The following is a 14,270-nucleotide window of genomic DNA, read 5'->3' as shown; positions in this document are numbered from 1 at the left end:
CCAGGGTGAGGGCACGACTGTCCTCACCCGCACCCTGCCGCCGAAGGGCGGCTGTCCCTCTCCCTCAAGGGGAGAGGGAAGGATCGAGAAGGATCAGAGATGAACCAGGAACTGATGAACTTCTTCAACCCGGCAGCGAAGCCGGAGACGTTCGACCAGATCCAGATCAGCCTGGCGTCGCCCGAGCGCATCCGCTCGTGGTCGTTTGGCGAGATCAAGAAGCCCGAGACCATCAACTACCGGACGTTCAAGCCCGAGCGCGACGGCCTGTTCTGCGCGCGCATCTTCGGTCCGATCAAGGACTACGAGTGCCTGTGCGGCAAGTATAAGCGCATGAAGTACAAAGGGATCGTCTGCGAAAAGTGCGGCGTCGAGGTCACTGTCTCGAAGGTCCGCCGTGAGCGGATGGGCCACATCGAACTCGCTGCCCCGGTCGCGCACATCTGGTTCCTGAAGTCGCTGCCGTCGCGCATTGGCATGCTGCTGGACATGCCGCTCAAGAACCTCGAGCGCGTGCTGTACTTCGAGCAGTATGTTGTTCTCGAAGCCGGCATGACGCCGATGAAGAAGTTCGACCTCCTCACCGAGGACGAGCTTGTCACCGCGCAGGATGAATATGGCGAAGACGGCTTCCGTGCTGGCATCGGCGCCGAGGCGATCCGCGAACTTCTCGCTGAGATGGACCTCGAGGGCGAGATGGAGATCCTCCGCGAGGACCTTCGCACGACCAAGTCGGAACTGAAGCCGAAGAAGATCATCAAGCGGATGAAGGTCGTCGAGAGCTTCATCGAGTCGGGCAACAAGCCCGAGTGGATGGTGCTCCAGGTCGTGCCCGTCATCCCGCCCGAGCTGCGCCCGCTCGTCCCGCTCGACGGCGGCCGTTTCGCGACGTCGGACCTTAACGACCTGTATCGCCGCGTGATCAACCGTAACAACCGGTTGAAGCGTCTGATCGAGCTGCGCGCGCCGGACATCATTGTCCGCAACGAAAAGCGGATGCTGCAGGAAGCGGTCGACGCCCTGTTCGACAACGGCCGCCGCGGCCGGACGATCACGGGTGCGAACAAGCGTCCGCTCAAGTCGCTGTCCGACATGCTCAAGGGCAAGCAGGGTCGCTTCCGCCAGAACCTGCTCGGCAAGCGCGTCGACTATTCGGGCCGGTCTGTTATCGTCACCGGTCCGGAACTCAAGCTTCACCAGTGCGGCCTGCCGAAGAAGATGGCGCTCGAACTGTTCAAGCCGTTCATCTACTCGCGCCTCGACGCCAAGGGTCTGTCGATGACCCTGAAGCAGGCAAAGAAGTGGGTCGAGAAGGAGCGCAAGGAAGTCTGGGACATCCTCGACGAGGTGATCCGCGAGCATCCCGTGCTTTTGAACCGCGCCCCGACGCTCCACCGCTTGGGCATCCAGGCGTTCGAGCCGGTCCTGATCGAGGGTAAGGCGATCCAGCTGCACCCGCTGGTCTGCTCGGCCTTCAACGCCGACTTCGACGGCGACCAGATGGCCGTCCACGTCCCGCTGAGCCTTGAGGCGCAGTTGGAAGCGCGCGTCCTGATGATGTCGACGAACAACATCCTCAGTCCCGCGAACGGCAAGCCGATCATCGTGCCGTCGCAGGATATGGTCCTCGGGCTGTATTACCTGTCGATGGACCGCGAGGGTGAGCCGGGTGCCGGCATGGCGTTCGGCAACATGGCCGAAGTCCACCAGGCGCTCCACGCCAAGGCGGTGACGCTCCACTCGAAGATCGTCGCGCGCGTCGAGACGACCGACGAGGCGGGCAACATGGTCCTGCGCCGCGTCACCACGACCCCGGGCCGGATGCTGCTCGGCGAGACGCTGCCGAAGTCGCACAAGGTGCCGTTCGAGACGATCAACCGCCTCCTGACCAAGAAGGAGATCGCCGATGTCATCGACACCGTCTATCGCCACTGCGGCCAGAAGGAGACCGTGCTGTTCGCCGACGCGATCATGACGCTCGGCTTCCAGAATGCGTTCAAGGCGGGCATCAGCTTCGGCAAGGACGACATGGTCATCCCTCCCGAGAAGGAGAAGATGGTCAACGACACCCGCGCGATGGTGAAGGACTTCGAGCAGCAGTATCAGGACGGTCTGATCACGCAGGGCGAGAAGTACAACAAGGTCGTCGATGCGTGGGCACGTTGCGGTGACAAGGTCGCCGACGCGATGATGCGCGAGATTTCGGCACGTCCGATCGACGACGCCGGACGCGAGAAGCCGATCAACTCGATCTACATGATGGCCCATTCGGGTGCGCGTGGTTCGCAGGCGCAGATGAAGCAGCTTGCGGGTATGCGCGGGCTCATGGCGAAGCCGTCGGGCGAGATCATCGAGACGCCGATCATCTCGAACTTCAAGGAAGGCCTGACCGTCCTCGAATACTTCAACTCGACCCACGGCGCGCGTAAGGGCCTCGCGGACACCGCGTTGAAGACGGCGAACTCGGGGTACCTGACACGGCGCCTGGTCGACGTGTCGCAGGATTGCGTCGTCATCGAAGACGACTGCAAGACCGAGCGCGGCATGACGATGAAGGCGATCGTCGAAGGCGGAAACACGATCGTCTCGCTCAGCGAGCGCATCCTCGGCCGGACCGTGCTCGACGACATCGTCGACGCGAAGACCGGCGAGGTGCTGGCGCCCGCCGGCATGCTGCTCAGCGAAGTCGACGTCGCGCGGATCGAGAAGGCGGCAGTTGCCGAGGTCAAGATTCGTTCGCCGCTGCTGTGCGAGACCAAGGGCGGCGTCTGCGGCACCTGCTACGGGCGCGATCTTGCCCGCGGTACGCCGGTCAACATCGGTGAAGCTGTCGGCGTCATCGCCGCGCAGTCGATCGGTGAGCCGGGCACCCAGCTGACGATGCGGACCTTCCACATCGGCGGCGCGGCGCAGGTCAGCGAGCAGTCGACTCTCGACGCGCTCGTCGACGGCACGGTGCTCCTGCGCAACATGTCGACGATCAAGGACAGCCGCGGCCGCAACATCTCGATGGCGCGCAACGGCGAACTCGTCCTGCTCGACTCGGATGGGCGTGAGCGGTCGATCCACCGCATCGCCTACGGGACTGCGCTGATCCACCTCGACGGGGCGATCGTCAGCAAGGGCGACCGTCTGGCCGACTGGGATCCGTATACGCTTCCGGTCATCACCGAGAAGTCGGGTAAGGTGAAGTATCAGGACCTGATCGAGGGCCTGTCGATGTCGGAGAACGTCGATGACGCCACCGGCATCGCGCAGAAGGTCGTCCAGGACTGGCGCTCGGTGAAGCAGAAGGAAGAGCTTCGTCCGCGCATCACCTTGCTCGACGACACATCGGGCGAGAGCGCGCGCTACATGCTCGCGGTCGGCGCGATTCTGTCGGTCGCCGATGGTCAGGATGTCGAGGCGGGCGACGTCGTCGCGCGCATCCCGAAGGACGCCGCCAAGACGCGCGACATCACCGGCGGTCTGCCGCGGGTTGCCGAGCTGTTCGAGGCGCGTATCCCGAAGGACAATGCGATCATCGCCCGGATCAATGGGCGGGTCGAATTCGGCAAGGACTACAAGACCAAGCGCCGCATCAACATCCGCGGTGACGATGCTGAACTCGCCGAATACATGATCCCGAAGGGCAAGCACGTCTCGGTCCAGGAAGGCGACTATGTCCGTCGCGGCGACTATCTGATCGACGGCAACCCGAACCCGCACGACATTCTCGATGTCCTCGGGATCGAGCCGCTCGCCGAATATCTGTGCGCCGAAATCCAGGAGGTCTATCGTCTCCAGGGCGTGCGGATCAACGACAAGCACATCGAGACGATCGTTCGCCAGATGCTCCAGAAGGTCGAGATCACGAAGTCGGGCGACACGACGATGCTCGTCGGCGAGCAGGTTGACCGGCTCGAGATGGAGGAGCAGAACGCGAAGCTCGGCAAGAACGAAGCGGGCGCCGAGGGCAAGCCGGTCCTGCTCGGGATCACCAAGGCGTCGCTCCAGACCAAGAGCTTCATCAGCGCCGCGTCGTTCCAGGAGACGACGCGCGTGCTGACCGAGGCGGCGGTCCAGGGCAAGATCGACACGCTGACGGGCCTCAAGGAAAACGTCATCGTCGGCCGCCTGATCCCTGCAGGTACTGGCGCAGCGATGGCGCGGATGCGGGTGACGGCAACGTCGCGCGACGCCGCGCTGCGGGCCTCGCAGGCGGCGAAGCAGGTGGTGGCGGTGCCGCTGCCGGCCGAGGCCGACATCCTGTCGTCGCCGCTGGGCGAAGTCGCGGGCTAAGCCTCCGCCTTCGACACGACGAACCTGACGAAACCCCGCCGGAGCGATCCGGCGGGGTTTTTCGTGTCCCGTGTGCGTAACGATGCAGCCGGTAGCGTTTTTGTGCGTTGCCCAACCACGGTCATAATGCCCGCGTATCTGTTTGACCAACGCCCGATAGAGGATGCCGCCCAGTGCGCCAGAACGAACTCCGCGTCGCTCTCTTTTCCGGAAACTACAACTATCAGCGTGACGGCGTGAACAACGCGCTCAATCGCCTCGTTGGCTTTCTCGAGCGGCAGGGCGTGGCCGTCCGGATCTATTCGCCGACGAGCGACACCCCGGCGTTCGAGCCGACCGGGACGCTGATCTCGGTCCCGTCAGTCAAGATTCCCGGACGCGGCGATTACCGCTTCGCCTACGCGATGGACGGGGCGACGCGCCGCGACCTCGAGGCGTTCGAACCCAATCTGATCCATCTGTCGGTCCCTGACCGGCTCGCCTTCCACGCCAAGCGCTGGGGGCAGGCACATGGCGTGCCCGTCGTCGCGTCGGCGCACACTCGTTTCGACACCTATCTCGGCTATTATGGCCTCGCCTGGGTCAACAGCATCCTCGGCGACGTCATGCGCAACCTCTATACGGGGCTGCCCGAAGTCTATGCGCCGTCGGAGTCGTTCGCCGACCAGCTCCGCGCCGACGGCATGGCGGATAATATCAAGATCTGGAGCCGAGGCGTCGACGCCTCGGTGTTCACTCCCTCGCGCCGCTCGCTCGACTGGCGGCGCAGCCTCGGCATTGGCGACGACGAGCGCGTCATCGCCTTCGTCGGCCGGCTGGTAATGGAGAAGGGGCTCGATGTCTTCGCCGACACGATCGACCGCCTTGTCGCCGATGGCGTCGCACATCGTGTTCTGATCGTCGGCGACGGCCTTGCCCGCGAATGGGCCGAGTCGCGGATGCCGCAAGCGATCTTCACCGGCCAGCTTGCCGGGGTCGACCTCGCCCGCGCTTATGCGTCGTCGGACATGCTGTTCAATCCGTCGACGACCGAAACCTTCGGCAACGTCACCCTCGAAGCGATGGCGTGCGGCCTGCCCGTCGTCGGCGCGCGCGCGACGGGAACGTCGAGCATCGTCCACCACGGCATTTCGGGGCAGCTGGTAACGCCGGGCGACATCGACGGTTACGCCGCCGCGCTGACGACGTACCTGACCGACACCCGCGCCGCCGCAATGGCGGGGGAGGCGGGCCTCGTTCTCAGCCGCCGCTATGACTGGGACGAGATCAACCAGACGATGCTCGACCATTATATGCGGATCGTCCGTATCCCGACGGCGGTGCCGCAATCGGTGTTCGCCCCGCTGGTCGACCGGGTCGTGACGGCACTAAGGGCAGCGTAAGCCTTCCCTCTCCCCTTGAGGGAGAGGGACGATCGCGCGCTTTCGCGCGATCAGGGTGAGGGTGCGGGTGGCATTCAAGCCGCGCCTTCAATGCCATCCTCACCCGCACCCTGGTCGCCAAGGGGCGACCGTCCCTCTCCCTCGAGGGGAGAGGGAAGAGCAAGCCACCTTTTCAACCCGTCTGCAAACGCCTATATCACTCCTGCATCCCGGAAACGGGCGGCTATGGCGATAGAGGGTGTCGTGCAATAGACACAGCGGACCCGGGGGCGGTACCCGGCGGCTCCACCATTCCAACCCCGTTGTCGGGGGCGGCATGGGGCCGAAATAGGATCGACGTGTGTTCAAAGACGAAGACCTTCGCCCGGCCTGAATAAGCCGTTAAATGGTTCACAACCCAGAAATGCCAACGACAACGAGGCATTCGCAATCGCAGCGTAACCCGGTCCTAACGGACTAAGTTACACTGGCCGAAAGCGCGGTACGGGCCACACCGGGCAACAGAAGTGGACACCGGCGGTACGGGGAGCACCGAGCAACAGAAGCTCCCCACTTTTGGAGGCTGATCAATGCCGCGGCTGAGACCTTTCGCTCTCTGGTTCCGGCCGAAGGTGATCGGTTACGGTTTCTCGCCCGCAAGTTGGGAGGGATGGGTCTGCACCTTGGTGGCCGGACCGGCAATTCTCATTGCGGTCAAGCTGCTGTTCGACAGCTTTGTAAAATAGCTTCTCGGCCCATGGCTTGACCAAGCGAAGGTTGCGCGCCACCTATGCCGTCAACCCGGAGCCCTCGCGTGAACGATACGACCGCCGACAGTCTGATTCCGTACGACGAGATCGTGCAGACCGCATTGCGCTCGGTCGTGCAGCGGGTGCTCGAACGGATCGATGCCGAGGGCGGGTTGCCCGGGGCGCACCATTTCTACATCGCCTTCCGCACGCGCTACCCGGGCGTCGACATGCCGAAGCATCTGCTCGAGCGCTATCCCGAGGAGATGACGATCGTCATCCAACACCGCTACTGGGACCTCGCGATCAACGACGAGCGCTTCACGATCGGGTTAAGCTTCAACCAGGTCCCGGCAAAGCTGTCGATTCCGTTCGCCGCGGTGACCGGCTTCGTCGATCCCGCGGTCAACTTCGCGCTCCAGTTCGTGCCGAATACCGACGTTGCCGAGCCGGAACCCGAGCCGGTGGCACCGCCGCCGCCGCTGCCGATCGAGGACGGGTCGAACGTCGTCACGCTCGATCGCTTCCGCAAGAAGTAGCCGCGCTTCCAACTGCGGCCCTGCTCCGATAGACAGCGCGCACACTGCGTTCCGGAGCCAGACATGACCACCCGTACCGAAACCGACAGCTTCGGCCCGATCGACGTCGACGCCGACGTCTATTGGGGCGCGCAGACGCAGCGGTCGATCGGCAATTTCCCGATCGGCACCGAACGCATGCCGCTGCCGCTGATCCACGCGCTCGGCCTCGTCAAGCAGGCGGCGGCGCGGGTCAACGCGCGGCTCGGCGTGCTCGACGACAATCTCGCGCCGTGCATCGAGCAGGCGGCAGGCGAGGTCGCGAGCGGCAAGTGGGACGACCAGTTCCCCCTCGTCGTCTGGCAGACCGGCTCAGGCACGCAGTCGAACATGAACGCGAACGAGGTCATCGCCGGGCGCGCCAACGAGCTGCTCGCGGGTAGGCGCGGCGGCAAGACCCCGGTCCACCCCAACGACCACGTCAACGCCGGGGCGTCGTCGAACGACACCTTTCCGACCGCGATGCACGTCGCCGCCGCGATGGAGATCGACGCGCGGCTGATCCCGGCGTTGAAGCACCTTCACGCGGCGCTCGCGGCGAAGGTCGCGGCGTGGCACGACATCATCAAGATCGGGCGGACGCACCTCCAGGACGCGACCCCGGTCAGCCTCGGCCAGGAGATGTCGGGCTATGCGCGGCAGGTCGAGGACGGCATCGCGCGCGTCGAAGCGGTGCTGCCGCGGCTTCACCGCCTCGCACAGGGCGGGACCGCGGTCGGCACCGGGCTCAACACCCGCACCGGCTTCGCCGAGGCGATCGCTGCCGAACTCGCGACGCTGACCGGCATCCCTTTCGTCACCGCGCCGAACAAGTTCGAGGCGCTCGCGACCCACGACACGATGGTCGAGCTGTCGGGGGCGCTCAACGTCCTCGCGGTCAGCCTGACCAAGATCGCCAATGACTTCCGGCTGTTGGGGTCGGGCCCGCGCTCGGGACTCGGGGAACTCAGCCTGCCCGAGAACGAGCCGGGCAGCTCAATCATGCCGGGCAAGGTCAACCCGACGCAGGCCGAGGCGCTGACAATGGTTGCCGCGCGGGTGATGGGCAACCACGTCACGGTCACGATCGGCGGGCTGCAGGGGCACCTCGAACTGAACGTGTTCAAGCCGGTGATCGCCGACGCCGTGCTCCAGTCGATCCGCCTGCTCGCCGACGCCGCGGTCAGCTTTACCGATCGCTGCGTCGCCGGGACCGAACCAAACCGCGACCGCATCGCCGAACTCGTCGAACGCTCGCTGATGCTCGTCACCGCGCTCGCCCCCGCGATTGGCTACGACAACGCCGCGAAAATCGCCAAGCACGCCCACCATAGCGGCGGCACTCTGCTCGAGTCGGCGTTGGAACTCGGACTGATCGACGAGGCCCGCTTCCGCCGCATCGTCCGCGCCGACGCGATGCTCGGCCCCGACCCGGCATGACGCAATTCGCCACCCCCGCACGGACCGCCCCCGCCCGGCGAGGGCTGATGTTCGTCCTGTCGTCGCCGTCCGGAGCGGGCAAGACGACGATGTCGCGGCGATTGATTGTCGATGACCCCGAGATTGTCATGTCGGTGTCGGTGACGACGCGCCCGCCGCGCCCCGGCGAGATCGAGGGGCGTGACTATCGCTTCGTCGACGATGCTGGCTTCGATGCGTTGCTCACGGACGAGCAATTGCTCGAATGGGCGACGGTGTTCGGGCATCGCTACGGGACACCGCGCGGGCCGGTCGAGGATACGCTCCACGCCGGGCGTGACGTGCTGTTCGACATCGACTGGCAGGGGACGCAGCAGCTCCAGCAGACCGACGCCGCGAGCGACCTTGTCCGCGTCTTTATCCTGCCGCCGACGATGGCCGAACTCGAGCGTCGCCTGCGCGGGCGCGGCACCGACAGCGAGGAGGTCGTCGCGCAGCGGATGAAGCGCGCCGCGACCGAGATCAGCCACTGGGGCGAGTATAATTACATCCTGATCAACGACGATCCCGACGTTTGCCTCGGCGAAATCCGCGCGATCCTCAAGGCCGAGCGGATGCGGCGTAAGCGCCAGCTGGGGCTCGCGAATTTCGTCCGCGACATGCTGGCCTAAACCAAGATTCAGCGCACTGCCGCCGCGAACTTCATGCTACGGTAAGACATGCGCAGGGGTGTGCTCTTACTGACGATCGCCGCGCTGTGCGCGGGCACCGCCGCGCGTGCCAGGAACGCGACGACGTGGCGCGCCGTGATCCACCCCGACGATCGCGTCCGCCTGCTCGGATTGTGGCCCGCATGGACCAGCGCCAAGGCGAAGGCGATCGTCCACGGCGAGACCGCCGACTGGGCTGCGCTCGGTCGCCTCGCCGATCCTGCAGCGGCTCCCGATGGTGCGTGGCCCGCGGCGGGGACGTATCGCTGCCGCGTCGTCAAGCTCGGCGCGACCCTGCCGGGCCAGCCCGACGTCACCCCGCTACGCGACTTTCCGTGCACCGTGACCGACGACGACGGCGTCATCGGCTTTGCCGGGCATAATGCCTTCCAGTCGTCGACCGGGCGGCTGTATCCCGACGGCGAGCGGATGGTCTTCCTCGGCGCGATGACGTTGCGCGGTGACATGTCGCAGTTCGCTTATGGCGCCGATCCCGACCGCAATGTCGTCGGTGTGCTCGAGCGGATCGGCCCGGCGCGGTGGCGGCTGGCGCTGCCGTGGCCGCGCTTCCAGTCGACCCTCGACGTCGTCGATATCGTCCCCGCAAGCTGACCCGGCGACGGGTTCACCATAACGTAATCCTGCGCTGGCTTGAGCATCCGGCTCTGCTAGAGTGACTCCAGATCAAAAGGAGTCCTTGGGATGCGCGACTACACCAAATTCTACATCGACGGCGCGTGGGTCGAGCCGCTCGGCAGCGCCCGCCTCGACGTCATCAATCCGGCGACCGAGGCCGTCGCCGGGGTCATCGCGATGGGCACCGTTGCCGATGCCGATCGCGCGGTGATGGCAGCGCGCAACGCGTTCGATTCGTTCGCCGCGACGAGCCGCGAAGACCGCGTCGAGCTCCTCCAGAACATCCTCGCCGAATATCAGAAGCGCTACGCCGACATCGCCGCCGCGATCACCGAGGAGATGGGCGCGCCCGGCTGGCTCGCGATGCAGGCGCAGGCGGCGATCGGCGTCGGCCATTTGATGACCGGGATCGAGGTGCTCAAGAATTACCGCTTCGACGAGCTGCGCGGCGCGACGATGCTGTCGAAGGAGCCGATCGGCGTCTGCGCCTTCATCACCCCGTGGAACTGGCCGATCAACCAGATCGCCTGCAAGGTCGTCCCCGCGATCGCGGTCGGCTGCACGATGGTCCTCAAGCCGAGCGAGATCGCGCCGTTCAGCGCGCAATTGTGGACCGAGGTGATGCACGCCGCGGGTGTTCCGGCAGGCGTGTTCAACCTCGTCAACGGCGACGGGCCGACCGTCGGCGCGGCGCTGAGCAGCCACCCGCAGGTCGACATGGTCAGCTTCACTGGCTCGACCCGCGCCGGGATCGAAGTCGCGCGCAACGCCGCCCCGACGGTCAAGCGCGTCGCGCAGGAATTGGGCGGCAAGTCGCCGAACATCGTCCTCGACGACGCCGACCTCGACGCGGCGGTGACCCGCGGCGTCGTTGCGATGATGAATAATTCGGGCCAGTCGTGCAACGCGCCGTCGCGGATGCTCGTCCCGGCGGGCAAGATGGCGCAGGCCAAGACGATCGCCGCCGCCGCCGCCGAGAGCGTGACGGTCGGGCCGCCTGACGGCAACGCCAAGATCGGCCCGGTCGTGTCCGAGGCGCAGTGGCACAAGATCCAGGGGCTGATCCAGAAGGGCATCGACGAAGGCGCGACGCTCGTGTCGGGCGGCACCGGCAAGCCCGAGGGGCTCGAGACCGGCTATTACGTCAAGCCGACGGTCTTCGCCGACGTCACCAACGACATGACGATCGCCCGCGAGGAAATCTTCGGCCCCGTCCTGACGATGCTGGGATACGCCGACGAGGAGGAGGCGATCGCGGTCGGCAACGACACCGTCTACGGCCTCGCCGCCTACGTGCAGGGCGAACTCGGCCACGCCCATGCGGTGGCGAAGAAGCTCCGCGCCGGACAGGTGTTCCTCAACGGCACCGGCGGCGACCTGATGGCCCCGTTCGGCGGCTACAAACAGTCGGGCAACGGCCGCGAATGGGGCGACCACGCGTTCGCGGAATTCCTCGAGGTCAAGGCGGTGCTGGGTTGGGGCGCGAAGGAAGCGGCGGAGTAGGACGACCGTGCGGTAGAGCGCGGCCTCTCCCTCTCCCCTTGAGGGAGAGGGACGGTTGCGCCCTTCGCGCAACCAGGGTGAGGGCGAGTGGTGACGGGGGCGGCCCGAGTTGAGTGCGTGCGAGCGTCGATGCGATGGCTTCACCCGCGGCCATCGCCAAACATCCCGGCGGAACCCACATGCCGCATCAACCCGACTACGACGCCCTTACCCTCGTCCCCCGCGCCCGCGTCCTCCGCGCCGACGCCACCCCAGCAGAGCGCGACCTGTGGCAAATCCTTCGCGGTGGCAAACTAGGCGCCCGCTTCCGCCGCCAGCAGCCGGTCGGGCCGTTCATCGTCGACTTCTACTGCGCGGCGGCGGGGCTGGTGGTGGAGCTCGACGGGACGGGGCATTTCGCCAAGGCCGAGTATGACGTGCGGCGGACGGCTTGGCTGGGAGCTAAGGGGCTGACGGTTTTGCGGTTCGCGAATGCCGAGGTGATCGATCGGCCGCAGGCTGTGTTCGTTAAGATTATGACTGTGCTTCAGGGGCTTATCTCCCGCACTCACCCTCACCCTGGCGCGTGAAGAACGCGCCGTCCCTCTCCCTCAAGGGGAGAGGGAGGAAGGATTTTTTATGACCATCCCTACCCGCATCACCACCCTCCTCGGGGTCGAGCACCCCATCCTCCTCGCCGGCATGGGCGGCGTGTCGTACGCCGAGGTCTGCGCGGCGGTCAGCGAAGCCGGCGGGTTCGGTTCGCTGGGCATGGCGGGCCTCCCCCCGTCGGCGATCCGCTCCCAGATGCGCCGTGTCCGCGAGCTAACCGGCAAGCCGTTCGGGGTCGACCTCCTCACCGCCCAGCCCGAGACCCTCACCGCCTCGGTCGACGTCATCATCGAGGAAGGCGCCAAGGCGTTCATCGCCGGCCTCGGCGTGCCGGTCGCGATCATCGAACAGCTCAAGGCGGCGGGCATCGTCGTCATGTGCATGGCCGGGTCTGTCCGCCATGCGGTCAAAGCGGCAGAGGCCGGGTGCGACGTCGTCATTGCGCAGGGCACCGAGGCGGGCGGGCACACCGGCTCGGTCGCGTCGGTCGCGTTGTGGCCGCAGGTGGTCGACGCGGTCGACGTGCCGGTGATCGCGGCGGGCGGGCTGTTCGACGGGCGCGGGCTCGCGGCGGCGCTCGCGTTCGGCTGCGACGGCGTGTGGATGGGGACGCGCTTCATCGCCTCGACCGAGGCGCACGCCGCCGACGTCTACAAGGACGCGATCGTGAGGATGAGTGAAAGCGACACCGTCATCAGCCGCGGCTTTACAGGCAAGACGCTCCGCGCGATCGCCAACGACACGACCCGCGACTGGGCGGGGCGCGAGCCGCTGCCGTTCATGGCGCAGGTGGCGAATTCGGCGCGGCTTAACTTGCTCGGGCCGATCGCCGGGGTGGTCGATGACGTGAATCCGGTGACGCAGTGCCTCGCGGCAGGGCAGGGCGGCGGCGGGATCACCGAGATCCTGTCGTGCGCGGAGATCGTCGCGCGGACAATGGCGGAGGCGGAAGCGGTGATCGCGCGGCTGAGGCGCGGGTAGGGCGCGCGTCAGGCGACGCGCTTCGGCTCCGCGACCATCGATGGCGCGCGCCGTGCCGCCTCGCTCGGGGTCGTTCCCGGCGGGGCGATGCCGGCGTCGACGACCCCGGCGGCGGCGGCATGGATCGCCTTGCGAATGCGCGGGTAGGTGCCACACCGGCAGATGTTGGTGATGCCGGCGTCGATCTCCTCGTCGGTCGGGTGCGGCGTCGCCTTGAGCAGCGCCGCGACCGCCATGATCATCCCCGACTGGCAATAGCCGCACTGGGGGACCTGGCCCGCGATCCATGCCGCCTGGACGATGTGGCTGCGGTCGGCCGATAGCCCCTCGATCGTCGTGACGAAGCTGCCCTCGATGTCGCCGATGCTCGTCTGGCACGATCGCTTGGCGACCCCGTCGATATGGACGGTGCACGCGCCGCACAGCCCGGCACCGCAGCCGAACTTGGTCCCGGTCAGGTTCGACGCGTCGCGCAGCGCCCACAGCAGCGGCGTCTCGGGGGCGAGCAGATAATGGACGGGGTTGCCGTTGACGGTGAACTTGGTCATGCCATGGTTATACTCTGGGGAGAGAAATCGTGGAACTGGAGACTTTGGCGCTGGCGGTCGATGCCGGGATCGCCACCGTGACGCTGACCCGAGGGGCCCAGCTCAACACGATGACCGAGGCGTTCTGGACCGACGTTCCCGCCGCCTTCGCTGCGATCGACGCCGACCCGACCGTCCGCGCGGTCGTCGTCGCCTCGACCGGCAAGCACTTCACCGCTGGGCTCGATCTCAACTGGGCCGGGCAGACGCTCGTCGGGGCGGGGGCCGACGCCGGCCGCGCGCGCGAAGCCTTCCGTCGCCACGTCCACCATCTCCAGGAAACGTTCAGCGCGGTCGACCGCTGCCGGGTGCCGGTCATCGCCTGCGTCCAGGGCGGGTGCATCGGCGGCGGGGTCGACTTCGTCACCGCGTGCGACCTCCGCGTCGGGACAGCCGACTGCTTCTTCACCGTGCAGGAGATCAACATCGCGATCGTCGCCGATGTCGGCACGCTCCAGCGCATCCCCCACCTCCTGCCGCAGGGACTCGTCCGCGAGCTGGCGTACACCGGGCGGCGCTTCGGCGCGGCGGAGGCGAAGCACTATGGCTTCCTCAACCGGGTCGAGGCCGATCACGCCGCCGCGCTGGCATCGGCGCATGCCCTCGCCGCCGAGATCGCCGCCAAGTCGCCGCTCGCGATTACCGGGATCAAGGCGGTGCTCAATCACGGCCGCGATGCGACGATCGCGCAGGGGCTCGACTATGTCGCGACGTGGAATGCCGGGATGCTCCAGGGCGACGACCTTCGCGCAGCGATGACCGCGCAGGCGGCGCGGACGACTCCGGTGTTCGCCGACCTCGTCGCGTGAAGGCTTATGCCGCAGTGCGGCAGTTGTACGCTTGCCGCTAGAGACCCCGGGGCATATAGAGCGTGCCACGCGCCAAGGTCCCCGAA

11 protein-coding genes and 1 other RNA gene are annotated in these 14,270 nt (G+C 66.5%); 11 read left to right on the top strand and 1 reads right to left on the bottom strand.

The window, feature by feature from the left end:
- Positions 1-99 precede the first annotated feature (99 nt).
- The 10 genes from rpoC to KZX46_RS19200 all read left to right on the top strand — a co-directional run bounded on the left by rpoC (position 100) and on the right by KZX46_RS19200 (position 12,788).
- Positions 100-4,281 carry a DNA-directed RNA polymerase subunit beta' gene (gene rpoC, locus KZX46_RS19245; RefSeq protein ID WP_219775310.1) on the top strand — a complete coding sequence of 1,394 codons (4,182 nt, stop codon included), beginning with the start codon at positions 100-102 and terminating at the stop codon, positions 4,279-4,281.
- 173 nt (positions 4,282-4,454) lie between these two features.
- Positions 4,455-5,663, top strand: a complete 1,209-nt coding sequence (locus KZX46_RS19240) for a glycosyltransferase family 1 protein (protein ID WP_219775309.1) — start codon at positions 4,455-4,457, stop codon at positions 5,661-5,663.
- Positions 5,664-5,828: 165 nt separating this feature from the next.
- Positions 5,829-6,178: a transfer-messenger RNA gene (ssrA, locus tag KZX46_RS19235) on the top strand.
- Positions 6,179-6,456: 278 nt separating this feature from the next.
- The gene (locus KZX46_RS19230; RefSeq protein ID WP_216708624.1) at positions 6,457-6,930 is read left to right on the top strand and encodes an SspB family protein; all 474 of its coding nucleotides are present in this window, start codon (positions 6,457-6,459) and stop codon (positions 6,928-6,930) included.
- Positions 6,931-6,993: 63 nt separating this feature from the next.
- Entirely contained in the window at positions 6,994-8,388 is a 1,395-nt protein-coding gene (fumC, locus tag KZX46_RS19225; protein ID WP_219775308.1) for a class II fumarate hydratase, read from the top strand.
- Positions 8,385-9,038: a guanylate kinase gene (gene gmk, locus KZX46_RS19220; protein WP_219775307.1), complete on the top strand. Its 654-nt coding sequence runs from the start codon at positions 8,385-8,387 to the stop codon at positions 9,036-9,038. The genes fumC and gmk overlap by 4 nt, the downstream gene beginning before the upstream one ends.
- 60 nt (positions 9,039-9,098) lie before the next feature.
- Positions 9,099-9,689 (top strand): DUF4893 domain-containing protein, encoded by a 591-nt coding sequence (locus KZX46_RS19215; RefSeq protein WP_219775306.1) that lies wholly within the window; start codon positions 9,099-9,101, stop codon positions 9,687-9,689.
- A gap of 90 nt (positions 9,690-9,779) precedes the next feature.
- On the top strand, positions 9,780-11,216 hold the full coding sequence (locus KZX46_RS19210) for an aldehyde dehydrogenase family protein (RefSeq protein WP_219775305.1): 1,437 nt from the start codon (positions 9,780-9,782) through the stop codon (positions 11,214-11,216).
- A 134-nt stretch (positions 11,217-11,350) separates the two neighbouring features.
- The gene (locus tag KZX46_RS19205) at positions 11,351-11,785 is read left to right on the top strand and encodes an endonuclease domain-containing protein (protein WP_219775304.1); all 435 of its coding nucleotides are present in this window, start codon (positions 11,351-11,353) and stop codon (positions 11,783-11,785) included.
- Positions 11,786-11,834: 49 nt separating this feature from the next.
- A complete protein-coding gene (locus KZX46_RS19200; protein WP_219775303.1) occupies positions 11,835-12,788 on the top strand; it encodes a nitronate monooxygenase family protein in 954 nt (317 codons plus the stop codon).
- Positions 12,789-12,796: 8 nt separating this feature from the next.
- Here the strand turns inward: KZX46_RS19200 and KZX46_RS19195 are convergent, their stop codons facing one another.
- A complete protein-coding gene (locus tag KZX46_RS19195) occupies positions 12,797-13,336 on the bottom strand; it encodes a (2Fe-2S)-binding protein (RefSeq protein ID WP_219775302.1) in 540 nt (179 codons plus the stop codon).
- Positions 13,337-13,365: 29 nt separating this feature from the next.
- Here KZX46_RS19195 and KZX46_RS19190 point away from each other — a divergent pair, with 29 nt between their 5' ends.
- Positions 13,366-14,184 (top strand): crotonase/enoyl-CoA hydratase family protein, encoded by an 819-nt coding sequence (locus KZX46_RS19190; RefSeq protein WP_219775301.1) that lies wholly within the window; start codon positions 13,366-13,368, stop codon positions 14,182-14,184.
- The last annotated feature ends 86 nt before the right edge of the window (positions 14,185-14,270 follow it).

It is taken from the genome of Polymorphobacter sp. PAMC 29334, assembly GCF_019431245.1.
GTDB lineage: Bacteria > Pseudomonadota > Alphaproteobacteria > Sphingomonadales > Sphingomonadaceae > Polymorphobacter_B > Polymorphobacter_B megasporae.
The sequence above is the reverse complement of the archived record's forward strand: the minus strand, read 5'-3'. Positions and strand labels throughout refer to the sequence as shown.

Coding starts and splice junctions, on each gene's coding strand:
- fumC (WP_219775308.1), top strand. CDS start 6,994: ATGACCACCCGTACCGAAACCGACAGCTTCGGCCCGATCGACGTCGAC.
- gmk (WP_219775307.1), top strand. CDS start 8,385: ATGACGCAATTCGCCACCCCCGCACGGACCGCCCCCGCCCGGCGAGGG.
- KZX46_RS19210 (WP_219775305.1), top strand. CDS start 9,780: ATGCGCGACTACACCAAATTCTACATCGACGGCGCGTGGGTCGAGCCG.
- rpoC (WP_219775310.1), top strand. CDS start 100: ATGAACCAGGAACTGATGAACTTCTTCAACCCGGCAGCGAAGCCGGAG.
- KZX46_RS19200 (WP_219775303.1), top strand. CDS start 11,835: ATGACCATCCCTACCCGCATCACCACCCTCCTCGGGGTCGAGCACCCC.
- KZX46_RS19205 (WP_219775304.1), top strand. CDS start 11,351: ATGGCTTCACCCGCGGCCATCGCCAAACATCCCGGCGGAACCCACATG.
- KZX46_RS19195 (WP_219775302.1), bottom strand. CDS start 13,336: ATGACCAAGTTCACCGTCAACGGCAACCCCGTCCATTATCTGCTCGCC.